Raw genomic sequence first — 22,613 nt, 5'->3', positions numbered from 1 at the left:
CGTGAACCGCAAGCTCATCATTTTCGACTTCGACGGCACCCTGGCCAATACCTTTCCCTGCTTCGTGCGCGTGTTCGACGAAGCGGCAGCCAAATACCAATTCAAACCGCTCGACCGCGACAACGCCCAGGGCCTGCGCGGCCTCGACGCGCGCCAGATCATGGCGCTGCACGATATCCCGCTATGGAAAACCCCGGCGATCGCCCGCTTCATGCGCGCACGCATCGGCGACGAGGCGCATACCATCACGCTGTTCGATGGCGTCGATGCGGCATTGCGCGCGCTGAAACAGCGCGGCGTGGTGCTGACCATCGTCACGTCCAATTCGCGCGCCAACGTGCAGCGCATCCTCGGCCCGGAGCTGCTGGCGTTATTCACCCAGGTGGAATGTGGCGCAGGCCTATTCGGCAAGCTGCCCAAGGTGCGCAAGGTACTTGCGGCCACCGGCATTGCGGCAGCGCACGCTCTGTTGATCGGCGACGAGATCCGCGATGCGCGCGTGGCAGCGGAAGCCGGCGTGGATTTCGGCGCGGTGGCGTGGGGCTTCAATCATGTCGACGCCTTGGTGGCGCAGCAGCCGAAGCGCGTGTTCCACCAGGTGGCCGATTTGCTGGCCTGACCGAACCCGGCTAGCCCCAAACCCGTCATCCCGGCCTGGGCGGGGATGACGGAACAGAGTGCAGCGACTAAGGCTATTTCAACAAAGGGCCGAGGTACTTCCCGGTCACGCTGTCGGCATTGGCTGCCACATCCTCCGGCGTGCCGGTGGCAATGATCTTGCCGCCGCCAGCGCCGCCTTCCGGCCCCAGGTCCACCACCCAGTCGGCGGTCTTGATCACGTCGAGATTATGCTCGATGATGACCAGCGTATTGCCCTGGTCGCGCAGGCGGTGAATCACCTTGAGCAGCAAGTCGATATCGTGGAAGTGCAGGCCGGTGGTCGGCTCGTCCAGGATGTACAAGGTGCGGCCCGTGTCGCGCTTGGACAGTTCCAGCGACAGTTTGACACGCTGCGCCTCGCCACCGGACAGCGTGGTCGCGCTTTGCCCCAGCTTGATGTAGCCCAGGCCCACGTCGAGCAGCGTATGGAGCTTGCGGGCGATGACCGGCACCGGCTTGAAGAACTCGTGCGCGTCTTCCACCGTCATGTCCAGGATCTCGGTGATGTTCTTGCCCTTGTAGTTCACCTCGAGCGTCTCGCGGTTATAACGCTTGCCATGGCAGACGTCGCACGGCACGTACACGTCCGGCAGGAAGTGCATCTCGACCTTGATCACGCCATCGCCCTGGCATGCTTCGCAGCGGCCGCCCTTGACGTTGAACGAGAAGCGCCCGGCGCTGTAGCCACGCTCCTTGGCGGTCGGCACGGTGGCGAACAAATCGCGGATCGGCGTAAACAGCCCGGTGTAGGTGGCCGGGTTGGAACGCGGCGTGCGGCCGATCGGCGCCTGGTCCACCGAGATCACCTTGTCGAAGTGTTCGAGGCCCGCGATCGAATCATGCGGCGCCGGCTCGGTCTGTGACCCGTACAGGTGGCGCGACAGGGCCGGGAACAGCGTGTCGTTGATCAGCGTCGATTTGCCGGAACCGGACACGCCGGTCACGCACGTCATCAGTCCCACCGGCAGCTTGAGGCTGACCTTTTTCAGGTTGTTGCCGGTAGCGCCCGTGATCACCAGCTGGCGATCGGGATCGGCCTGGTGGCGCTTGGCCGGCACCTCGATCTTGCGGGTGCCGTTGAGGTACTGCGCCGTCAGCGATTTTTTATTCTTGAGGATGTCCTTGAGCGAACCGGCCGCGATCACTTCGCCGCCATGCACGCCGGCGCCCGGGCCCATGTCGACGATGTAGTCGGCGGTGCGGATCGCGTCTTCGTCGTGCTCCACCACCAGCACGCTGTTGCCGATATCGCGCAGGTGGCGCAGCGTGTCGATCAGGCGGTCGTTGTCGCGCTGGTGCAGGCCGATCGACGGCTCATCGAGCACGTACATCACGCCGGTCAAACCGGAGCCGATCTGCGAGGCCAGGCGAATCCGCTGCGCTTCGCCACCGGACAGCGTGTCGGCGCTGCGGTCGAGCGACAGGTAGTCGAGACCGACGTTGTTCAAGAACTGCAGGCGCGAGATGATCTCTTTCACCACGCGGTCGGCGATCTCCTTCTTGGCGCCCTTGAGCTTCAACTGCTCGAAGAACGACAGCGATTCGCGCAGCGGTTTTTCGGCGATCTCGTAGATCGCTTTTTCCTGCTTGCCGGTGCCGACTTTGACGAAGCGCGCCTCGATGCGCAGGCGCGCGCCTTCGCATGATGGGCACTTTTTCTCGTTGATGAACTTGGCCAGTTCTTCCTTGACCGCCATCGAGTCGGTTTCGCGGTAGCGGCGCGCCAGGTTGTTGACCACACCTTCGAAGGTATGCTCCTTGACCACGGTGCGGCCGCGCTCATTCACGTACGTAAAGGGAATAGCGGTTTTGCCGGAGCCGTTGAGCACCGCGTCCTGCGCCGGCTTGGGCAGCTGCTCGAACGGCACATCGAGATCGAACTCGTAGTACGCCGCCAGGTTGGACAGCATCTGGTAATAAAACTGGTTGCGGCGGTCCCACCCCTTGACGGCGCCGGACGCGAGCGACAGGTTGGGGAAGGCGACGATGCGTTTCGGGTCGAAGAACTCGATATGGCCGAGTCCATCGCATTCGGGGCAGGCGCCCATCGGGTTATTGAACGAGAACAGGCGCGGTTCCAGTTCCTGCAGCGAGTAACCGCACTGGTTGCAGGCGAACTTGTTCGAGTACACGTGTTCGACTGCAGTGTCCATCTCGAGCGCCACCGCGCGACCATCGGCCAGGCGCAGCGCAGTCTCGAAGCTCTCGGCCAGGCGCTGCTTGATGTCGGCGTTGACCTTGACGCGGTCGATCACCACGTCGATCGTGTGCTTCTCGGTTTTCTTCAGCTTGGGCAGTTCGTCCACTTCGTAGATCTTGGCGTCATGCGTGCCGCTCTGCACGCGGAAGCGCACAAAGCCCTGCGCCTGCATCTGCTCGAACAGGTCCGAATGCTCGCCCTTGCGGTTGGCCACCACGGGCGCGAGCACCATCAGCTTGGTCCCCTCGGGCATGGCCAGCACCGCATCGACCATCTGCGACACGGTCTGCGCGGCCAGCGCCTGGTCCGGGTGGTTGATGCAGTAAGGCGTGCCCACGCGCGCATACAGCAGGCGCAGGTAATCGTGGATCTCGGTCACGGTGCCGACGGTGGAGCGCGGGTTGTGCGAGGTGGCTTTCTGCTCGATCGAGATCGCCGGCGACAGGCCTTCGATCAGGTCGACATCGGGCTTCTCCATCAGCTGCAGGAACTGGCGCGCATACGCCGACAGCGATTCCACGTAACGGCGCTGGCCCTCGGCATACAGGGTGTCGAACGCCAGCGACGATTTGCCGGAACCGGACAGCCCGGTGATCACGACCAGCTGGTTGCGCGGCAGGTCGAGACTGATGTTTTTGAGGTTGTGCGTACGTGCGCCGCGAATGCGGATCTGTTCCATGGAGTAAGTCCTTAGATATCAACCCGACACTATAGCGGGGTTTGAAAAGATGCGCCGTCCTTGCGCTGGATCACGCGCGGGAGGCTTGACACTGTATATAATACCAGTATTTGCTTGCGTCGATTCAACAGGCTTCGGCGCAGAACAGGCTACATGGGGACGGGAGCCAAAATTGGTAGTGCAAGTGGTAGCCCGGCGGCCCCTTCGTCTATAATCCCTGTTTAGATTTCACTACACAGCCTGCCCACGCGGCCGTCGTTACTCAGGAGTTTTATTCATGGCATCAGTCAACAAAGTCATCATCGTCGGCAATCTGGGTCGCGATCCGGAGATCCGCTACATGCCTAGCGGTGATGCAATCGCCAACATTGCCGTGGCGACCTCATACAAGTCGAAAGACCGCAACACCGGTGAGCAAAAAGAGACCACCGAGTGGCACCGCATCTCGTTCTTCGGCAAGCTGGCCGAAATCGTCGGACAGTACCTGAAAAAAGGCTCGTCGATCTACGTCGAAGGCCGCCTGCAAACCCGTAAATATACCGACAAGGACGGCGTCGAAAAGTACGCAACCGACATCGTCGCTGAAAACATGCAAATGCTGGGCGGCCGTCAAGGCGCCGGTGGCATGGACGACGGCGGAGGCTACGGTGGTGGCGCGGGCGGTGGTGGTGGTTACGGCGGTGGCAACGGCGGCGGTGGCGGATATGATGCTCCACCACAACGCCAGGCGTCAGCGCCGCAGCAGCAGCGCCCGGCCATGGCGCCACCAGCACCACGCCCGGCACCAAAGCCGGCGCCGAATTTCTCGGATATGGATGACGATATCCCGTTCTAAGAATCTCTTACCTTTAGAGAAAAACAAAAAACCCCATTGCTCGTGAGAGTGTTGGGGTTTTTTATAGGGATCGATGCACATCATGATGGACGTTTTATGTTTTCCAAGTTGTGGAAAAAGCATGCTCCATCTCTTGTATATCCAACGATGAGATATGCGCTTTCTTCGCGCGAGCGCGCCAGGACGGATTCATGTCATACGCCTTCGACAGCAGCCACCCGGTCGTGAAAACGATCTACGTTGCCCAGCTTGCTCTCCTCACTCTTCCGCTCCACCAGTGTCGTCATCAAAATCACCGCCAATAGCGCCGCCTGCGGCGACGCATCGAGCAATTCGATGCTGTGCCGCGTCCGCAAAATCATGATCTTGGCCTGCGCCTATGCGCCCGCCACACCGTGTCCCGTCATCGCCCGTGCATCGACCACCCGATCGAACGTGGCCGCATCCACGTGGCCCGATGCCAGCGCGGCTTCGCGCAGCGTGGTGCCGGTGGCGTCCGCCTGTTCGGCGATGTGGGCGGCGTTCTGGTAGCCGATCACCGGCGAGAGCGCGGTCACCAGCATCAGGCTGTTTTCGACGAAGCCGGCGATTTTTTGCCGGTTCAGTTCCGTGCCTTCGACCGAATAGGTGCGGAATTTTTCGCAGCCGTCGGCCAGGATGGTGGCCGAGTGCAGGAAGGCGTTGATGATGATCGGGCGCATGGCGTTCAGTTCGAAATTGCCCTGCGAGCCGGCGAAGGCCACGGCGCTGTCGTCGCCCATCACCTGGATGGCGATCATCACGATCGCTTCGCACTGGGTGGGGTTGACCTTGCCGGGCATGATCGACGATCCCGGTTCGTTCTGCGGCAGTTTGAGTTCGCCCAGGCCGCAGCGCGGGCCCGAGGCCAGCCAGCGCATGTCGTTGGCGATCTTCATCAGCGCCACGGCCAGTCCGCGCAGCGCGGCGTGGGCGCGTACCATGGCGTCGAGCGAGCCTTGCGCCATGAACTTGTTGGGCGCGGTGACGAACGGCTTGCCGGTCAGCGCCGCGATCTGCTGCGCCACCTTCACCGAAAAACCTGGTGGCGCATTGATGCCGGTGCCCACGGCGGTGCCGCCGATGGCCAATTCGTACAGGCCCGCGCGGCTGGCGGCGATGGCGGCGCAGGCTGCGCGCAGCTGGGCCGCGTAGCCCGACCATTCCTGGCCCACGGTGAGCGGGGTGGCGTCTTCCAGGTGGGTGCGGCCGATTTTGACCACGTCCATCCACTGCGCGGCTTTCGCTTCGATGACGGCGGCCAGCCGGTCCACTTCGGGCAGCAGGCGGCGGTCGAGCGCCTCGAGGGCGGCGATGTGCATCGCGGTGGGGAAGGTGTCGTTCGAGCTCTGTCCCATGTTGACGTCGTCGTTGGGGCCCACCGGCTGCTGGCTACCCAGCGTGCCGCCCAGCAGCGCTATCGCGCGGTTGGACAGCACTTCGTTGACGTTCATATTGGACTGGGTGCCCGAGCCGGTTTGCCACACGTAGAGCGGGTAGTGGGCGTCGAGCTGGCCAGCGATGGTTTCGTCGGCGGCCTGGATGATCGCTTTGGCTTTCACTTCCGGTAGGCGGCCCTCGGCCAGGTTGACCAGCGCGCACGCCTTCTTGACGATGCCGTATGCGTGGTACACGGCCTTGGGCATGCGGTCGTCGCCGATCGAAAAATGAACCAGCGAGCGCGCGGTTTGCGCGCCGTAGTATTTGTCGGCCGGGACATCGATGGTGCCCATCGAGTCGAATTCCTGCCGGGTGCCGCTTGCGGTCAGGCCGGCGGTGAGATCGTTTTCCGAAATGAGGTCGTTTTCAGCCATGCTGGTTCTCCTGTACGGGTGGCATGTCACACATTGTCGATCTTGAGCAGGGCTGCGGTGGCTGTCCGCGTGGTGCGGCAGGCGTTGGCATCTTGTTTCAGGTCGATGCCGTAGGTGGGGATGATGGCCTTGAGGCCGGGCAGCCAGGCGTCGTCGGTCAGCTTGGCGTCGAAGCAGCGCTGCAGGATTTCCAGCGCGATGAAGGCGGCGGTGGACGCGCCGGGCGAGGCGCCCAGCAGTGCGACCAGCGACTTGTCGGCGGCAGATACCACTTCGGTGCCAAATTCCAGCTTGCCCTGTTCGTGCTTGAACCAGCCCGCGCTTTCGTGCGGGGCGATGGTCTGCACGCGCTGGCCGGCCACCGCTTTTTTCCAGTCCTGCTGTACCGCGTTCGGGAAGAATTCCTTGAGCGCGGCAAACTGGTGGTCGGCGCTTTGCATCACCTGGCCGATCAGGTATTCGGTCAGTTCGATGTTATCGCGCGCTACGTCGAGCAGCGGGATGATGTTGTCGTGCTTGAGGGTCGAAAATAAATCGGTTAACGACCCGTGTTTCAGGAACTTGGTGGAGAAGCCGGCGTAAGGGCCGAACAACAGCGACTGCTTGCCGCCGATGATGCGCGTGTCCAGGTGCGGCACCGACATCGGCGGCGAGCCGCTGGCGGCCTTGCCGTACACCTTGGCGTGGTGGCGGTGACTCACCGCGTCGACGTCGCAGCGCAGCCAGATGCCGCTGACCGGGAAGCCGCCGTAACCCTTTGCTTCCGGTATCTTCGATTTTTGCAGCAGCGGCAGCGCGCCGCCGCCGGCGCCGATGAACACGAACCTGGCCGAGACAATATGTTTGGCGCCATCCTGCACATCCTTGACCGCGATGCGCCAGGTACCGTCGTCCTGCCGATCGAGATCGGTCACGCGGCTGTCGTAGCGCACCGCGAAACCGGGCCGGGAACAGAGATGGTGTACCAGCAGATGGGTGAGCGCGCCGTAATCGACGTCGGTGCCGGTGGCCATGCGGGTGGCGGCGATCGACTGCGCAGGGTCGCGTCCCTCGATGATGAGCGGCGCCCAGGTGGCGATCACGGCTGCGTCTTCGCTGTATTCCATGCCGTGGTAGCAGTGGTGCGCCGACATGGTTTTAAAGCGCTCGCGCAGGAACGCCACGTTATCGTCGCCCCAGACAAAGCTCATGTGCGGGCACGGGTGGATGAAGGCGCGCGGATCGGGAATGGCGCCGCGCCGTACCAGGTACGCCCACAGCTGGCGCGAGATATCGAACTCGGTATTTACCTCCAGCGCCTTGCTGATATCGACGCTGCCGTCCTCGCGCTGCGGCGTGTAGTTAAGCTCGCAGTTGGCGGCGTGGCCGGTGCCGGCGTTGTTCCAGCCGTCCGAGCTTTCCTGCGCGCAGTCGCCCAGCGCTTCGACCATCAGGATCGAGAGCGAGGGATCGAGCTCCTTGAGCATCACGCCCAGGGTGGCGCTCATGATGCCGGCGCCGATTAAAACGATGTCGTGGGTGGTGGCAGTTGACGTCACGATGGGTTCCTTTAAGAAGCGGTTGAAGGTTGAAACAGGGCGGCGACGTCGGCGTCCACGATCACGTAGGCGCGGCGCCACGGCTGGTCGTCGATCAGCCGCCAACTGTGGCCGCTGCCGGTGGTGTCTTCGGCCAGCAGCAGGTCGCCCGGGCGAATGACAAAAGTGGCGCCAGCGATGGTCTTGAATTCCAGCGTGCCGCCGAGCGTGATCACCAGCTGGCGTGTGGGTGCGTGGTGCGGGGCGAAGGCGCCGCCCGACCGTGTTTCGCGAAACGAGATGCTGCGGGTGCCCAGCACATGACTGAGCACGTCGCCGCGCTCACCGTGGGGCAGGGCGATCGAGCCCTCCTCGAATACGGAATTGCCTGCTTCGGTCCAGATGCGTACACAGCGAATCATTGCGTGTTCCTTGTAGGGGGCGGTGAAATCACTATAGCGGCGTTTCAATCGTGCGCTCACCCGCCTCTCATCAGGCATGCGGCTCTGTCATAAGGCAGGGCATGGCTGCTACCTGACCAGATGGCAGGTTGCATGCGCAGCGCGGCTGGGTATAGTGGATTCACGGTTTCCCATCTTCCCCAGGAGTGATTCATGACTACCCACACCATCCGCAATCGCATCGCTTCCGCCCTGCTCTCCCTCGCCCTGGTCGCGCCGGCGCTGGCGCTGGCCGCGCCAGATGTCGCGGTCGCGCCGCAGTACGACACCACCCACGTGTACGTGGCCAACGCCGATCTCGATGCCTTCGTGAACAGCTTTGTCGGCACCTTCGGCGGCAAGGCTTCGCCGCGCGCGGTGTTTACCGTCACGCCCACGCCGAGCAAGACCGCCTCGCAATACGTGCAAACGCCGGTGGGCATGTTGTCGGTGTTCGCGTTCCAGACGCCGATCCCGTATGGCTTCGGTAATGAACGCACCGGCTACCTGGTCACCGACATCAACACCGCCCGCGATGCGGCAGTGGAAGCGGGGGCAGACGTGGTGGTGGAGCCGTTCGACGACCCGATCGGCAAGGATGTGCTGATCCAGTGGGCCGGTGGCGTGAACATGCAGCTTTACTGGCATACCAAGGCGCCGTCGTATGCGCCGCTGCACTCGGTGCCGGACAACCGCGTGTATGTCTCCAAGGTCTCGGCCGATAAATTCGTCACGCAGTTCAAGACCTTCGCCCATGCCAAGATCGTGGCCGACGGCCAGATCGACGGCGGCGAAATCGGCCGCGCCGGCGACACCATCCGCCGCGTGAAGCTGGAATCGAAATTCGGCAAGATGACGGTGTTCGTCACCGACGGCAAGCTGACCTTCCCGTACGGCCGCGAGACCACCGGCTACCAGGTCGACGACATGGCGGCCACGCTGGAAAAAGCCGCCGCCAACGGCGCCACCGTGCTGGCGGCGCCACGCCAGACCAGCACCGGCAATATGTCGGCGATGCTGCAATTCCCCGGCGGTTACATCAGCGAGATTCACGATGCGGTCAAGCGCTAAAGTCAGCATGAAAGCGGCGCGCCGTCAGCACATTCCGCGCTTGCTGGCTTTGCTGATCGGTGCCGTGGGCGGCGTGAGCGCGCTGCCCGGCGTGGCTGGCGCCCAGTCGCTCACTGCGCAAACCGCAGCGGCGCCAGCGCCAGCGGCGTGCGACGTCAAGCGCCCGGCCATCAACTTCAATCGCTGGGCCGAGAACTGGGACGTGCTGGCCAACCCGTGCCTGCCGCGCCAGCCGCTCGACGGTCTGAAATACATCCCGCTCGGCGATGGCAGCTCCTACCTGTCGCTGGGCGCCGGCCTGCGCGAACGCTACGAACATATCGATGCGCCCGTGTACGGCGCCGGCAGCGCGCCGGCCGACGGCTACGTGATCCAGCGCGCCAATGTCCATGCGGACCTGCGCCTGGGCTCCTACGTGCAGGTGTTCGGCCAGTTGGTCGATGCGCGCACGTTCGAGAAAAGAACCATCGCCCCGCCCGACCGCGACAAGTTCGATGTCGAGCAGCTGTTCGTGACCGTGGCCGTACCGACGGAAAACGGCGCGGTCAAGATGCGCGTCGGCCGGCAGGAGATGGCCTTCGACTTGCAGCGCTTTATCGCCGCGCGCGACGGCCCCAATGTACGGCAGTCGTTCGACGGCGTATGGGCCGACTGGGAGCATGGCCCGTGGCGCGTGATCGGCTACGTCACGCAGCCGGTACAAAACCGCAGCGAGAAATCGTTCGACGATTATTCCAACGGCCACCTGACCCTGAACGGTCTGCGCCTGGAGCGGCAGGGCTTCGGTCCCGGCGATATCTCCGGCTACTACTCGCGCTACCGCCGCGACGACGCGCGCTTTCTCGACGCCACCGGCAACGAGCGCCGCGATGTTTACGATGTACGGTACAGCGGCGTGACCGGCAACGTCGACTGGGACGTGGAAGGCATGTTGCAGCACGGCCAGGTGGGGGCCAAGCGCGCGTCCGCGTGGGCGCTCGGTTCGATCGCCGGCTACACCTTCGCCAATACCACCTGGTCGCCGCGCGTGGGCCTGCAGTTCGACATGGCCTCGGGCGACAAGCATGGCGGCGACGACAAGCTGGGCACTTTCAACCCGCTGTTTGCCAACGGCTATTACTTCTCGCTGGCTGGCCTGACCGGCTACAGCAACCTGATCCACGTAAAACCCTCGGTCAAGGTCAAGCCGACCAAGACGTTAAGCGTGACCACGGCGCTGGGCCTGCAATGGCGCCAGACCACCGGCGACGCGGTGTACGTGCAAAGCATGGCAGGCGTGCCACGCACGGCAGGACAAGGCTCGCGCTGGACCGGCGCCTACGCCCAGCTGCGCACCGACTGGGCAGTTACGCCCAACGTGACGGCGTCGCTGGAGGCCGTGCATTTCCAGGTGGGCGACAGCTTGCGCCGGGCCGGTGGGCGTGATGTGAATTACCTGGGCATGGAGTTGAAGTTCGGGTGGTGACACGCGGGTTCACCCGCGCCGCCATCCCGCCAGCCGCTGGCTTGCCCCATGCACCAGCGGCCCGCACAGCATCACCACCGTAAACGCCGCCGGCCACGCGGCCATGAAGGCGTACTGCCAGCGCAATAGAAAGTCGGGGTGCAGCCCGATATTGAGCCAGGTGACCCAGCCGCTCATCAGCGACGACATCAGCAACGACATCAGCAGCGCAAACACCAGCCGCAGGCGGAACATTTCAGACATGGCACCTCCTTGAAAGTAAAGACACAGCGTAGTTGCTTGCAGCTATCTATACTAGAGCCATAAATTCAATTTCAAATTTCGGAAATGAAATCATGCTCGATGATTTGGCCCTGTTCGTGACCATCGTGGAGGAGGGCAGCCTCAATGCTGCCGCCCTGCGCGAAAACCTGCCGCCGGCCACCGTCACGCGGCGCCTGCAAAAGCTGGAAAGTGAACTCGGCTACCGCCTGCTCAACCGCAGCGCGCGCCGCCTGCAGCCCACTGCCGAAGGCTGGCAATACTACGAGCGTTGCCGGCCGCTGGTGCGGGCGCTGCGCCAGGCCACGCAGCAACTGGATGCCAGCCTGTCCGATATCTCGGGCACGATCCGGGTGCTGGCGCCGGTCAACTTTGCCAGCGGCCTGCTCACGCCGGCCTGGGCCAGCTTTCTGCACCAGTACCCGGACATCAAGCTGGAACTGGAAATGTCGAACCGCCTGCAAGACCTGGTGGCCAGCGGCGCCGACCTGGCGATCCGGGTCGGGTCGCTCGACGATTCGTCGCTGATGCAGCGGCGCCTGGGCAGCGCCGGGCTGGTGATGGTGGCGGCGCCGTCTTACCTGGCGCGCGCGGGTGTGCCGCAAGATCCGTCGCAACTGGACCAGCATCAACTGATCGTCGCCGAGCCGCTGCGTACCTGGCGCCTGCGCCGGCCCGGTGACGGCGCCGAGGTGGTGGTTCAGCCGCAGGCCCGGGCGCGCCTGCGCGTGAACGAGATGCGCCTTGCCGTGGAGATGGCCCACGCGGGGCTGGGCATCCTGCTGTGTCCGTTGCTGCAAAGCCGGCTGGAAGTGGCTGACGGCAGCCTGGTGCGGGTGTTGCCCGAGTGGATGCCCGAGCCGCGCCACGTTTATGCGGTCTGGACCCAGCGCCGCTACCTGCCGGCGCGCGTGCGGGTATTGCTCGAACACTTGGCCGACTTCGCCGCCGCTACGCCTTCGCTGCAACAGTAACCACCACAATATCCGTCAAGAAACCAAGTTGTGTTCTACAGCGAACATAGTGCAGCCAGGGATGCCCCTAGAATCGACGAGGACGATTCCCGTATTTTCTCCATTCTTCAGGACACCCCATGAAAAAATTGATGCTAGCCTTTGGCGTGGTACACGCCATCACCGCCTTGCTGTTCGCCGCCGGCGGACTGTGCCTGATCGTGATCGGCGCCCAGATCGGCTGGGAGGCGATGTCGGCCGGTGAAGCCGGCCTGACCGCCGCCCAGGACGTGATCGAGGCGATCGGCATCCTGGCCGCCGCCGTGGTGGCCTTGCAGATAGCTGAAACCATCGTCGAGGAAGAAGTCGTGCGCGACGCCGACATCAGCGCGCCGACGCGCGTGCGCCGCTTCCTGTCGCGCTTTTTCGTGGTCGTGGTGGTCGCGCTCGGTATCGAAGGCCTGGTGGCGACGTTCCATGCCGTGCATGACGATTTGAGCGAGCTCGTTTATGCGGCAGCCCTGATTGCCAGCGTGGGCCTGTTGCTGGCGGCCTGGGGTGTGTTCGTGCATCTGAACCGCTCGGCCGAAGAACTGGAACCCGATGCGATGCAGGATGCCAAGGACGAGGATGAGAAAGTCCAGGGCGAGTAAGCCAACCCCGGATGATGATGGGGTCGGACCCTCCTGGGCTCGACCCCTTTTTGCTGGAGGGAGGCTTTAGCGCAGCGCGGTCGTGTAAGTGAGCGAACCGTAGGCCTTGCGCCGGCCGCTGCCGGTGGTCAGCGCGCTGGTGTTTTGCAGCGAGAACGACAGCGACGAGTCGCCCCAGCCGTAGGCGATGCCGGCCTGGCCGATCAGCTGCGACTCGCGCAGCTCGGCGCGGGTACCGCCGGGCGGCAGGTCGTTGCTGATGCCGGCGTGCGAGAAGAAATGGTCGCCGTGTACGGCCAGGTACACCATCCAGCCACGGCCGAAAATCAACGGGTCGCCGCTGCGCGCCAGTTGCCGCACCGACGACGCATAACTGTGCTTGAGCGACGTGCCGTAGCGCAGCATCATGCTGCCTCCCAGTGACGACAGCATATTGCCGGCCTCGCCGCCGCCGAGCATGATCACGTCCAGTGACGGCGCCGCGCTGTCGCCATCGCCGCTGGCAAAGCGCACCGCGCGGTAGCGCTCGATGCCGTACAGCAGCCGGTTCGAGACCTGGCTGTCCCAGCCCTGCGGCCGGGTCGAGCCGGTAATGCGGTGGATGAAGGTTTGCGCCTGGCGCGCACCCGAGGCCGGGCCGATCATGCCCAGGTTGAGGCTGAACATGTCGGCCACGTCGCCTTGCACCGACACCTGCGCCGCGCGCACCCACAGCGCACCCAGGTACGGTGCGTCCATCGGGTTCGGCTCCTTGGTGGTGATGTCGCGCGGGGTGATCATCACCTGGTTGAGCGAGATCGACGTCATCGCCGCCGGTCCCACCGCCAGCCACGGCGCCACCGGCGCCAGCAGCCAGTCCGGCGCCAGCGCGGTTTCGCCGGGCGTCGTGCTGCGAATATAGGCGACGGCCAGACCGTTGGTATAGCCGCCGCCGTCGGTGCCGGCAAATACATCGTTTTGCAGCATCACTGCCAGGTGCTTTTCTTCGGCGCGGGCAGTGCCGGCAGCGGCGAGCGCGCCCAGGGTGAGCAAGGCAACGGAGAGGCGCGCGGCAAGTGTTGTCGGTGTCATGTTGAGGTCAAAGAGGGAAGGGACGGTCGGCGGATTGCCGGTTCCATACCATCGAGTCTGCGGACCGGCTTGATGCCGGTCAAGCGAACTTGTCGCCCGAGCGTGAGAAAGGACACCGTGGAGGGAAACCGGTCATCATATTGGGGGAGGTGCGCCATCCCCCCGCCTCAAAGTCTGGTCAATTCGATTTTGGCTTGCGCGCGAGGATGTCGGCGATTTGCTTCTTTTCCTTGTCGCTGGCCTTGCGCAGCAGCGTCTCGTGCTCTTCGGCCACGGCCACCGCGCGCTCGAGGTCGGGCGTGATGGCCGCCGACTTGCCGATCCGGTAGGTGACATAACCGGTCAGCAGGCAGGCTGCCAGTGCGCAGGCGATATAGCCGGCGTTCCACAGCGCGGCGCGGCCGTGGGCGCGCTGCAGGTCGCTGCACACGAGCTCGGCCTGTTTGCTGGCGGCGGTCAGTTGTCCGACTGCGGCGGCCACGGCTTTGTTGGCCGCCTCGGTGGCTGCGCGCGACGCTTCGCGGGCGCTGGCCTCCACGATGGCGGCGGCGCGCGCTTCCACGTTGGCCGCTTCCGCGATGCGGCCGTCGATCTGGTTCAGGCTGATGTTGGCCATGCGGATCAGCTTGTCGCAGCTGGCCACCTGGCGCGTGAAATTCTGCAGATCGGCCTGCAAGCGGTCGGCCTGGGTGTTGAAGAACTCGCCTTGCGGATGCGCGGTCAGGTCGTCTTTGTTCATCAGGGCTTCCGATAGAAAAGGGGCGTGCCGCACACCGTGCAACACGCCCCAATCATAACCCCAGGCGCGGATTAGTTGGTGACCGTCAAAGTCAGCGTGGTGCCGCTGTAGGTCGGCGTGACCTTGGCAAAGCCCGCCACCGTGATGGTGGTGAACGTGCCTTGCAGGCGCCCGGCGTTCAGCACGGTGATGGTGTCGCCGGCTTTAGGCTTGTAGCTGCCCGGGAACTTGACGTTCAACGCGCCGCCGCCGATGGTGGCGTCGCCGGTCACGGTCATGCCGGCCTGGGTGGCGGACAGGGCGTTGATTTCCAGCGCGGTGGCGCCGGCCAGCTGGGTGTACTTGCCGCCCACCTTGACCGGGGTGGCCGCATTGGCGACCAGGGTGCCGCCGCTGACGTACACGTCGCCGGCGCCAAACGCAGCGGCGGAGATCGCTTCCAGGATGCCGGCGGTCAGCTCGGTGCCGCCGGTCCAGGTGTTGTTGCCACCCAGTTTCAGGGCGCCCGAGCCTTGCTTGACCAGCTTGCCGGTACCGCTGATATCGTTGCGCCAGCGGTCGGCCGCGTTGAAGCCGCCCTTGCTCGCATCCATATTGATCACGACATTGCCCTTGAAGGCGGCATAGCCGTCGGCCGCCGCGAACAGGTTCAAACGGCCCCAGCCTTCAGGATCGTCCATCACCGGGTAGCCGGAAGCGAGCGCGGTGGTTTTCAGCACCACGCGGCGCTGGTCGGCGCTCAGGTACGGCAAACGGGTTTCGATCAGCACTTCGGCGCCCTTCGGCACCACGGCTGCTGCAGTGGTGCTGGCGATTTGCGGGAAACCGTAGGTGCTGCGGCGGATGTAGTTGGCCTTGTTGGTCGCGTAGTCGGCAAAGCGGTCGGTGGCCAGGGTACCCGATTGCGCGAACGACGCGTAGGTGGTGGCGGTGGTGGACGTGGCGGCCATCAGCGTGGTGTGGGCCTGGGCGTAGGCGTTGGCTTTCAGGGTTTGGTTGGCCGGGTCGACCAGGTTGCCGGCGACGACCGCTTCGCCGTGGATACGGCCGCTCAATACGTCCAGCGGCGAGTGCATGCCAGCCAGGATGCGCGATTCGCCCAGTTCCAGGCCGCGACTGAGGATTTCCTGGAAGCGCTCCGGCACCACGTAGGCCATCACCAGCGCGTTGCGCATCGCTTCGGCCGAGTGACCGCTGGTAAAGCCGCCATCGGTGGTCGGGGTCGGCGAGCGCGCCGGCAGCAGCGCCGGCACCACTTGCACCGCCGAGCTCCAGCGGTATGGCCGCGCGTACTTGTAGAAGCGCTTGGCCGGTTCGGTCGAACCATTGGCGCCGACCGAGTTGACGAAATCGACCACGGTGCCGAAGTTGGCGTTGGCAGTGCCGCCCACGCCGTTGTTGTTGCCGCCGTCGTTGTACAACACGGTGGTGGCGTCGGCCGGCACGGTGTTGATGGTGGTGGTTTGCTGGGTCGATGCGCGCCAGGCGCCGGTCAGCGGGCCCATGGCGTCGGTCACGCTATAGCCCTTGCCACGACGGTCGTCGAAGTAGGCCAGCGTGGCCTGGTCGGCGGTGCGGGTGGTGGTGGCCTTGACCACGTAGTCGATATTGTAGTTGTGGACAGTGGCGTTGCGGATGGTGCCGCCGTTGGTGCCGTCGTTCGGCACGCCGGTCCAGGTGGAGGCGGCCACGGCAGGGAAGGCGCCCACGGCCGGCGCGGTCTGGCCGGCATCGACCAGCTGGGTCAGCGGGGTCCAGATGTCGAGCATGCCGGCCAGCACGCGCACGCCGGCGTTGGTCTCGAGCGTGGCGTAGCGGGCGTCGCCGCGCTGGTTGGTGGCGATGGTGTCGACAAACGCGGTCACGGCCGGTACCGGCGCCGACTCGGCTGCGCCCTGGTCGGCCGGTGCGGCCGGAATGACCAGCGGGCCTTCATGGTAGGTGCCACCGCAGGCGCTGAGCGCGATGGCGATGCTGAGGGCGAGGATGAGCGGGCGTGGCGAAACTTGCATGTCGAGTCCAAGGCTGATGAAAGAGGCCATAGGGTAATGACCGGATGTGACGTCCTTGTTACAAGCGGGTCGCGGGATGAAAAAAATTCTTGCTGCACGTTGTTTGCTACAATCGGCGGGTGAAAAAATTCCTGCTCATTATTTTGCTGACCATCTTGCCGATCCAGTACGCCTGGTCGATGGCGGCCGTGTATTGCCAGCATGAGCAGTTGAATGAACAGCACCCGGTCTCGCACTTCGGTCACCACGGCCACCAGCACCAGGCGCAAGCCGGCGACGAAGATGATGATCACCAGCCGGGCAAGACCAAGGTCCACAGCGACTGCGAAGTCTGCCATCACGCGGTGCAGGCCTCGGTGCTCGACGCGCCGGGTGTGGCCACGCCCGCCACCAGCAGTGTTTACGCGCCGCCCGCCACTGCCCAATATCTATCCCATATTGCCGAAGGGCCGCCCCGGCCCAATTGGCTGCTCGTTGCCGAGATAGGTTCTCGTGCGACGAGACGCTCGGTTTAGCCCTGACGCCGCCGTCTCGTCGAATTTCCCCCACACCTGGAGAATTCGATGGTCAAGTATTTCCTGCCGCTTTGGTTAGCGGCATGGCCGGCGTTCGCGCTGGCCGCCTCCGAGCCGGCTGCGCCGCTCACCTTGCACACCGCGCTGGCGCTCGCTGCCGAAGCCAATGCCGACCTGTCGGCCGCGCGCCACGAACTGGCGGCCACCGACGGCGCCGTGCAGCAGGCCGGCCTGCTGCCCAACCCCACGCTCGAAGTCGAACGGGTCGACCGCAAGCGCGCCGACGATGCCCGCGAAACCACGTTTTTACTGAGCCAGCCGCTGGAACTGGGCGGCAAGCGCGGCGCCCGCATGCAGGCTGCCGAGCACACACGCGACAGCGCCGCCGCCGCGCTTGGCGCGCGCCAGGCCGAGATCCGCGCCAACGTCATCGACGCCTGGTTCGCGGTGCTGGCCGCGCAGGAGCAACTGCGACTGGCGCAGGAATCGTCGGAATTGGCGCAGCGCGCGGCGCAGGCGACCGGCCGCCGGGTTATCGCCGGCAAGGTCTCGCCAGTCGAAGAAACCCGCGCCAAGGTGGCGGCTGCCACGGTCACGCTGGAACTGCTGCGCGCGCGCAGCGAACTGGCGGTGGCCCGTAAAAAGCTGACGGCCATGTGGGGCAACCCTTCGCCGCGCTTCGACAAGGCCGATGGCGACATCGACCTGCTGCCGTCGCTGCCCGACCAGGCGTTGCTGCACCACCGCCTGGCGCAGGCGCCGGCCATGGCGCTGGCGCGTTCGGAACTGGCCAGCCGGCAGTCGCTGGCGCAGGTGGAACTGTCCAAACGCGTGCCCGACATCACGCTCAACCTGGGCCGCAAGCGCTCGGAGGAACTGGGGCGCTCGCAGCTGATCGTGGGTTTCTCGGTGCCGCTGCCGCTGTTCGACCGCAACCAAGGCAATGTGCTGGAAACCGCGCGCCGGGTGGACAAGGCACGCGACGAATTGTCATCGACCGCGCTGCGGCTCGACTCGGAGCTGGCGCAGGCGTGCGAGGACTTCGACCTGGCCCGCGCGCAGGCGCTGGCGCTGCGCACCGACATCGTGCCCGGCGCGCAAAGCGCGTACGCGGCCGCTTCCACCGGTTTTGAAAACGGCAAATTCGGCTTCCTCGACGTGCTCGACGCCCAGCGCACGCTGCTCGAAGCCCGGTCCCAATACCTGAACGCCCTGGCGCAGGCGCACCGCGCCCATGCCGCCATCATCCGCATCCTCGGAGCAGAACAATGAACCAACGACAAAAAATCATCATCGCCGTCATGGCGGTGATCGGCCTGCTGCTGGCGGCGTGGATCCTGGTGCCCAAATCAACCGGGGACGCTCACGACGCCCACAACGACCACGGCAACGAAGGCGGCGAGCAAGCGCCGGCCAAGGCCGTGACTGCGGCAGCGGCGCCTGCGGGGGAACACGCGCACGGGGAGGGCGCGGAAAAAATCACCCTCGATGCCGCGCAAGTCAAAGCTGCCGGCATTGTGCTGGCCGCTGCCGCACCGGCAAAAATCAGCGTGGTCACCTCGCTGCCCGGCGAGATCCGTTTTAACGAAGACCGCACCGCCCACGTGGTGCCCAAGCTGGCCGGCGTGGTGATGGAAGTGCACGCGGACCTGGGCCAGAGCGTGAAGCAAGGGCAGGTACTGGCGGTGATCGCCAGCAGCGGCCTGTCCGACCAGCGCAGCGAACTGCTGTCGGCGCAGCGCCGCCTGGCCCTGGCATCGACCACCCTCGAGCGCGAAAAACGCCTGTGGCAGGACAAGATCTCGGCCGAGCAGGATTATTTGCAGGCGCAGCAGGCCATGAGCGAGGCGGAGATCGCGGTGCAGAACGCGCGCCAGAAACTCGATGCCATCGGCGCCGGCGCTGGTTCCGGTACCGGTTCCGGTAAAAACCTGAGCCGCCTGGAACTGCGCGCGCCATTCTCCGGCGTGGTGATGGAAAAGCACCTGGCGCAGGGCGAGGCAGTCAAGGAAGACGCCATCGTCTTCACGCTGTCCGACCTGTCCACCGTGTGGGCCGAAATCGCCGTGCCGCCGCGCGACCTCAACCTGATGCGGGTGGGCGAGACGGTCACCGTCAAGGCCACCGCGTTTGCGGCGCAAGCGCAGGGCAAGATCATCTACGTCGGTGAGCTGCTGGGCGAGCAAACCCGTACCGCCAAGGCGCGCGTTGCGCTGGCCAACCCGGACCGCGCCTGGCGCCCGGGCCTGTTCATCACGGTCGATGTGCTGTCGGGGTCTGCCAGTAACAACGCCAATGCCGCCGACGCCGCAGTAGCGGTGGCAGCCGACGCAGTGCAGATGGTCGAGGAAAAGCCGGTGGTGTTCGTGGAAGTCGCCGGCGGCTTCCAGGCCCAGCCGGTGAAGCTGGGACGCAGCGACGGCAAGATGACCGAAGTGCTCGCCGGCCTCAAGCCGGGTGCCCGCTATGTGTCTGCCGGCAGCTTCGTGCTCAAGGCGGAGCTGGGCAAAGACAGCGCCGAACACACCCACTAAAGACCGGAGAAACCCATGTTCGAACGTCTGATTCAATTTGCCATCGGCCAGCGGTCCTTGGTGATGCTGGTGGTCGCCGCGATGGCTGCGCTGGGCATCTATAACTATCAACAACTGCCGATCGACGCGGTGCCCGACATCACCAATGTGCAGGTGCAGATCAACACGTCGGCGCCCGGCTACTCGCCGCTGGAAACCGAGCAGCGCGTGACCTTCCCGCTCGAAACCGTGATGGCCGGCCTGCCGCACCTCGAGCAAACCCGCTCGCTGTCGCGCTACGGCCTGTCGCAGATCACCGTCATTTTCAAGGACGGCACCGATATCTTTTTTGCGCGGCAACTGGTCAACGAGCGTTTGCAGGAGGCGCGCAACCAGCTGCCGGCCGGCGTGGCGCCGGCCATGGGGCCGATATCCACCGGCCTCGGTGAGATCTACCTGTGGACGGTGGAGACCAAGGAGGGCGCCAAAAAGGCCGACGGCACGCCGTACACGCCCACCGACCTGCGCGAGATCCAGGACTGGATCATCAAGCCGCAGTTGCGCAATGTGCCGGGCGTGACCGAGATCAATTCCATCGGCGGCTATGCCAAGGAGTACCAGGTGGCGCCCGATCCGCAGCGCCTGGCCTCGTACGGCCTGACCTTGCAGGACGTGGTGGCGGCCCTGAATCGCAACAACGGCAACGCCAGCGCCGGCTACATCGAAAAGCGCGGCGAGCAGCTGCTGGTGCGCGCGCCGGGGCAGGTGCAGTCGCTCGAAGACATCCGCAACATCATCCTGGCCAATGCCGGCGGGGTGCCGGTGCGCGTGCGCGACGTGGCCGAGGTGCTGATCGGGCGCGAACTGCGCACCGGCGCGGCCACCGAGAACGGCCGCGAAGTGGTGCTGGGTACGGTGTTCATGCTGATCGGCCAGAACAGCCGCGCCGTGTCGCTGGCGGTCGATAAAAAAATGATCGAAATTAACCGCAGCCTGCCGCCCGGCGTGGTGGCGGTCACCGTGTACGACCGCACGGTATTGGTGGACAAGGCGATCAGCACGGTCAGGAAAAATCTGCTCGAAGGCGCGGTGCTGGTGATCGCCGTGCTGTTCGTTTTCCTCGGCAATATCCGCGCGGCGATCATTACCGCCATGGTGATTCCGCTGGCGATGCTGTTCACCTTTACCGGCATGGTCACCTTCAAGGTCAGCGCCAATTTGCTGAGCCTGGGCGCGCTGGACTTCGGCATCATTGTCGATGGCGCGGTGGTGATCGTGGAGAACTGCGTGCGGCGGCTGGCGCACGCGCAGGTGCAGGCGGGCCGCAAGCTCATCCGCGCCGAGCGCTTCGTCGAAGTGTTTGCGGCGGCGAAAGAGGCGCGCCGCCCGCTCTTGTATGGCCAGTTGATCATCATGGTCGTGTACTTGCCGATCTTTGCGCTCACCGGCGTGGAGGGCCGCATGTTCCACCCGATGGCGTTGACGGTGGTGATGGCGTTAGCTGGCGCCATGCTGCTGTCGATTACCTTCATTCCGGCCGCCGTGGCGCTGTTCATCGGCGACAACGTGGTGGAAAAGGAGCAGAAAAAACTGGGCGCCTGGTATGGCCGCGTGCTGGAACGCGTGCTGGCCAACACGCCGGTGGTGCTGGCGTTTGCCGGCATCTCGGTGGTGCTGTCGGTGCTGCTGGCCACGCGCCTGGGCAGCGAATTCGTGCCAAGCCTCAATGAAGGCGACTTTGCCATCCAGGCGCTGCGCATCCCCGGCACCAGCCTGACGCAATCGGTGGACATGCAAAAACAGATCGAGGTCACACTGAAGAACAAGTACCCCGAGATCGACCGCATTTTCGCCCGCACCGGCACCGCGGAAATCGCGTCCGACCCGATGCCGCCCAATATCTCGGACGGTTACATCATGCTCAAGCCGCAGTCGGACTGGCCCAAACCCCGTAAAACACGCGACGAGCTGCTGGCAGACATCCAGGCCACGCTGGCGCGCTTGCCCGGCAATGGCTACGAGTTTTCGCAGCCGATCCAGCTGCGGTTCAACGAGTTGATCTCGGGCGTGCGCAGCGACGTGGCGGTCAAGCTGTTCGGCGACGACACGCAGGTGCTGAACGACACCGCCGCCAAAATCGCCACCACTCTTGGCAGCGTGGCCGGCGCCGCCGAAGTCAAAGTCGAGCAGACCACCGGCTTGCCGATGCTCACCGTGCAGATCGACCGCGAGAAGGCCGCGCGCTATGGCCTCAACGTGGGCGACGTGCAGGACACGATTGCCACCGCCATCGGCGGCGCCGAGGCCGGGACCATGTTCGAGGGCGACCGCCGCTTCGACATCGTGGTGCGCCTGCCGGACGCGCAGCGCCAGGACCTCGAAGCGCTGCGCCGGTTGCCGGTGCCGCTGCCCAGGAGCACGGCAGGCGCGGCGGGCGTCAATTTCATTCCGCTGGGCGAAGTGGCGACTTTTAATATCGCCCCTGGCCCCAACCAGATTAGCCGCGAGGACGGCAAGCGCCGGGTGGTCATCAGCGCCAACGTGCGCGGGCGCGACATCGGCTCGTTCGTGGCCGAGGCGGAAACCGCGTTGCGCACCCAGGTCCAGGTGCCGGCCGGTTACTGGACGGCGTGGGGCGGCCAGTTCGAGCAGTTGCAGTCGGCATCGCAGCGCCTGCAACTGGTGGTGCCGCTGGCCCTGGCGCTGGTGCTGATCCTGCTGTTTGCCATGTTCGGCAGCCTGAAGGACGGCTTGCTGGTGTTTAGCGGCATTCCGTTCGCGCTCACCGGCGGCATCGCCGCGCTGGCGCTGCGCGGCATTCCGCTGTCGATTTCGGCGGCGGTGGGGTTTATCGCGCTGTCCGGCGTGGCGGTGCTCAACGGCCTGGTGCTGATCTCGTTCATCCGCAAGCTGTGTGAAGACGGCCTGACGGTGGAGCAGGCCATCCGCGCGGGTGCGCTGGGCCGGCTGCGGCCGGTGTTGATGACGGCGCTGGTGGCATCGCTCGGTTTCGTGCCGATGGCGCTGGCCACCGGCACCGGCGCCGAGGTGCAGCGCCCGCTGGCCACGGTGGTCATCGGCGGCATTTTGTCTTCCACCGCGTTGACCCTGCTGGTGTTGCCATTGTTGTATCGGCTGGTGCATGGCCGCAGGACGGCCTGAGTGAGCTGTGCGCCGCAGGGTACAATTCCGCGGCG

At 64.8% G+C, this 22,613-nt stretch carries 19 protein-coding genes; 10 read left to right on the top strand and 9 right to left on the bottom strand.

Annotated elements, in window-relative coordinates:
• Position 1 precedes the first annotated feature (1 nt).
• Positions 2-619, top strand: a complete 618-nt coding sequence (locus tag J2X54_RS00340) for an HAD hydrolase-like protein (RefSeq protein ID WP_310176520.1) — start codon at positions 2-4, stop codon at positions 617-619.
• 73 nt (positions 620-692) lie between these two features.
• Here the strand turns inward: J2X54_RS00340 and uvrA are convergent, their stop codons facing one another.
• Positions 693-3,539, bottom strand: coding sequence for an excinuclease ABC subunit UvrA (gene uvrA, locus J2X54_RS00335; RefSeq protein WP_070251896.1), 2,847 nt, complete (start codon positions 3,537-3,539; stop codon positions 693-695).
• A 277-nt stretch (positions 3,540-3,816) separates the two neighbouring features.
• Between uvrA and ssb the strand changes: the two genes are divergently transcribed.
• Entirely contained in the window at positions 3,817-4,374 is a 558-nt protein-coding gene (gene ssb, locus J2X54_RS00330) for a single-stranded DNA-binding protein (protein WP_310176516.1), read from the top strand.
• A gap of 194 nt (positions 4,375-4,568) precedes the next feature.
• Here the strand turns inward: ssb and J2X54_RS00325 are convergent, their stop codons facing one another.
• The 4 genes from J2X54_RS00325 to J2X54_RS00310 are packed head-to-tail and all read right to left on the bottom strand — an operon-like array spanning position 4,569 to position 8,145.
• The gene (locus J2X54_RS00325; RefSeq protein WP_310176514.1) at positions 4,569-4,736 is read right to left on the bottom strand and encodes a hypothetical protein; all 168 of its coding nucleotides are present in this window, start codon (positions 4,734-4,736) and stop codon (positions 4,569-4,571) included.
• A 15-nt stretch (positions 4,737-4,751) separates the two neighbouring features.
• Positions 4,752-6,206, bottom strand: a complete 1,455-nt coding sequence (gene fumC, locus J2X54_RS00320) for a class II fumarate hydratase (RefSeq protein WP_310176512.1) — start codon at positions 6,204-6,206, stop codon at positions 4,752-4,754.
• Between the two features lie 26 nt (positions 6,207-6,232).
• A complete protein-coding gene (gene mqo, locus J2X54_RS00315) occupies positions 6,233-7,744 on the bottom strand; it encodes a malate dehydrogenase (quinone) (RefSeq protein ID WP_310176510.1) in 1,512 nt (503 codons plus the stop codon).
• Between the two features lie 11 nt (positions 7,745-7,755).
• Positions 7,756-8,145 (bottom strand): AraC family ligand binding domain-containing protein, encoded by a 390-nt coding sequence (locus tag J2X54_RS00310; RefSeq protein WP_310176508.1) that lies wholly within the window; start codon positions 8,143-8,145, stop codon positions 7,756-7,758.
• 192 nt (positions 8,146-8,337) lie between these two features.
• Between J2X54_RS00310 and J2X54_RS00305 the strand changes: the two genes are divergently transcribed.
• Entirely contained in the window at positions 8,338-9,234 is an 897-nt protein-coding gene (locus J2X54_RS00305) for a glyoxalase (protein ID WP_310176506.1), read from the top strand.
• A gap of 7 nt (positions 9,235-9,241) precedes the next feature.
• On the top strand, positions 9,242-10,699 hold the full coding sequence (locus tag J2X54_RS00300) for an alginate export family protein (protein WP_310176504.1): 1,458 nt from the start codon (positions 9,242-9,244) through the stop codon (positions 10,697-10,699).
• Positions 10,700-10,708: 9 nt separating this feature from the next.
• On the opposite strand, the gene J2X54_RS00295 is transcribed toward J2X54_RS00300, so the two are convergent.
• Positions 10,709-10,942: a DUF2798 domain-containing protein gene (locus J2X54_RS00295; RefSeq protein WP_070251904.1), complete on the bottom strand. Its 234-nt coding sequence runs from the start codon at positions 10,940-10,942 to the stop codon at positions 10,709-10,711.
• Between the two features lie 92 nt (positions 10,943-11,034).
• On the opposite strand from J2X54_RS00295, the gene J2X54_RS00290 reads away from it, so the two are divergent.
• A complete protein-coding gene (locus J2X54_RS00290; RefSeq protein ID WP_310176501.1) occupies positions 11,035-11,934 on the top strand; it encodes a LysR family transcriptional regulator in 900 nt (299 codons plus the stop codon).
• A 119-nt stretch (positions 11,935-12,053) separates the two neighbouring features.
• Positions 12,054-12,566 carry a hypothetical protein gene (locus tag J2X54_RS00285; RefSeq protein WP_070251906.1) on the top strand — a complete coding sequence of 171 codons (513 nt, stop codon included), beginning with the start codon at positions 12,054-12,056 and terminating at the stop codon, positions 12,564-12,566.
• Between the two features lie 66 nt (positions 12,567-12,632).
• Here the strand turns inward: J2X54_RS00285 and J2X54_RS00280 are convergent, their stop codons facing one another.
• The 3 genes from J2X54_RS00280 to J2X54_RS00270 form a co-directional block, all read right to left on the bottom strand.
• Positions 12,633-13,637 (bottom strand): lipid A deacylase LpxR family protein, encoded by a 1,005-nt coding sequence (locus J2X54_RS00280; RefSeq protein WP_310176491.1) that lies wholly within the window; start codon positions 13,635-13,637, stop codon positions 12,633-12,635.
• Positions 13,638-13,815: 178 nt separating this feature from the next.
• On the bottom strand, positions 13,816-14,376 hold the full coding sequence (locus J2X54_RS00275; protein ID WP_310176487.1) for a hypothetical protein: 561 nt from the start codon (positions 14,374-14,376) through the stop codon (positions 13,816-13,818).
• A 71-nt stretch (positions 14,377-14,447) separates the two neighbouring features.
• Positions 14,448-16,388 (bottom strand): phosphatase PAP2 family protein, encoded by a 1,941-nt coding sequence (locus J2X54_RS00270; protein ID WP_310176485.1) that lies wholly within the window; start codon positions 16,386-16,388, stop codon positions 14,448-14,450.
• A 119-nt stretch (positions 16,389-16,507) separates the two neighbouring features.
• Here J2X54_RS00270 and czcI point away from each other — a divergent pair, with 119 nt between their 5' ends.
• The 4 genes from czcI to J2X54_RS00250 are packed head-to-tail and all read left to right on the top strand — an operon-like array spanning position 16,508 to position 22,578.
• Complete coding sequence (gene czcI / locus J2X54_RS00265) at positions 16,508-16,903, top strand: cation efflux protein, CzcI family (protein ID WP_310176483.1); 396 nt, start codon at positions 16,508-16,510, stop codon at positions 16,901-16,903.
• A gap of 48 nt (positions 16,904-16,951) precedes the next feature.
• Positions 16,952-18,175: a TolC family protein gene (locus tag J2X54_RS00260; protein WP_310176481.1), complete on the top strand. Its 1,224-nt coding sequence runs from the start codon at positions 16,952-16,954 to the stop codon at positions 18,173-18,175.
• Positions 18,172-19,437, top strand: a complete 1,266-nt coding sequence (locus J2X54_RS00255) for an efflux RND transporter periplasmic adaptor subunit (protein ID WP_310176479.1) — start codon at positions 18,172-18,174, stop codon at positions 19,435-19,437. Before J2X54_RS00260 ends, J2X54_RS00255 begins: the two co-directional genes overlap by 4 nt.
• Positions 19,438-19,452: 15 nt before the next feature.
• Positions 19,453-22,578: a CusA/CzcA family heavy metal efflux RND transporter gene (locus J2X54_RS00250; protein ID WP_310176477.1), complete on the top strand. Its 3,126-nt coding sequence runs from the start codon at positions 19,453-19,455 to the stop codon at positions 22,576-22,578.
• The last annotated feature ends 35 nt before the right edge of the window (positions 22,579-22,613 follow it).

Source organism: Duganella sp. 3397, assembly GCF_031456625.1.
Taxonomy (GTDB): Bacteria; Pseudomonadota; Gammaproteobacteria; order Burkholderiales; family Burkholderiaceae_D; genus Rugamonas; species Rugamonas phyllosphaerae.
Note: the sequence above shows the minus strand (reverse complement) of the source record. Positions and strands in the feature narration are given on the sequence as shown.

What these genes read in the sequence shown, in the direction of transcription:
- uvrA (WP_070251896.1), bottom strand. Translation starts at nt 3,539, where the DNA reads ATGGAACAGATCCGCATTCGCGGCGCACGTACGCACAACCTCAAAAAC.
- ssb (WP_310176516.1), top strand. Translation starts at nt 3,817, where the DNA reads ATGGCATCAGTCAACAAAGTCATCATCGTCGGCAATCTGGGTCGCGAT.
- J2X54_RS00325 (WP_310176514.1), bottom strand. Translation starts at nt 4,736, where the DNA reads ATGATTTTGCGGACGCGGCACAGCATCGAATTGCTCGATGCGTCGCCG.
- fumC (WP_310176512.1), bottom strand. Translation starts at nt 6,206, where the DNA reads ATGGCTGAAAACGACCTCATTTCGGAAAACGATCTCACCGCCGGCCTG.
- J2X54_RS00310 (WP_310176508.1), bottom strand. Translation starts at nt 8,145, where the DNA reads ATGATTCGCTGTGTACGCATCTGGACCGAAGCAGGCAATTCCGTATTC.
- J2X54_RS00305 (WP_310176506.1), top strand. Translation starts at nt 8,338, where the DNA reads ATGACTACCCACACCATCCGCAATCGCATCGCTTCCGCCCTGCTCTCC.
- J2X54_RS00300 (WP_310176504.1), top strand. Translation starts at nt 9,242, where the DNA reads ATGAAAGCGGCGCGCCGTCAGCACATTCCGCGCTTGCTGGCTTTGCTG.
- J2X54_RS00295 (WP_070251904.1), bottom strand. Translation starts at nt 10,942, where the DNA reads ATGTCTGAAATGTTCCGCCTGCGGCTGGTGTTTGCGCTGCTGATGTCG.
- J2X54_RS00290 (WP_310176501.1), top strand. Translation starts at nt 11,035, where the DNA reads ATGCTCGATGATTTGGCCCTGTTCGTGACCATCGTGGAGGAGGGCAGC.
- J2X54_RS00285 (WP_070251906.1), top strand. Translation starts at nt 12,054, where the DNA reads ATGAAAAAATTGATGCTAGCCTTTGGCGTGGTACACGCCATCACCGCC.
- J2X54_RS00280 (WP_310176491.1), bottom strand. Translation starts at nt 13,637, where the DNA reads ATGACACCGACAACACTTGCCGCGCGCCTCTCCGTTGCCTTGCTCACC.
- J2X54_RS00275 (WP_310176487.1), bottom strand. Translation starts at nt 14,376, where the DNA reads ATGAACAAAGACGACCTGACCGCGCATCCGCAAGGCGAGTTCTTCAAC.
- J2X54_RS00270 (WP_310176485.1), bottom strand. Translation starts at nt 16,388, where the DNA reads ATGCAAGTTTCGCCACGCCCGCTCATCCTCGCCCTCAGCATCGCCATC.
- J2X54_RS00260 (WP_310176481.1), top strand. Translation starts at nt 16,952, where the DNA reads ATGGTCAAGTATTTCCTGCCGCTTTGGTTAGCGGCATGGCCGGCGTTC.
- J2X54_RS00255 (WP_310176479.1), top strand. Translation starts at nt 18,172, where the DNA reads ATGAACCAACGACAAAAAATCATCATCGCCGTCATGGCGGTGATCGGC.
- J2X54_RS00250 (WP_310176477.1), top strand. Translation starts at nt 19,453, where the DNA reads ATGTTCGAACGTCTGATTCAATTTGCCATCGGCCAGCGGTCCTTGGTG.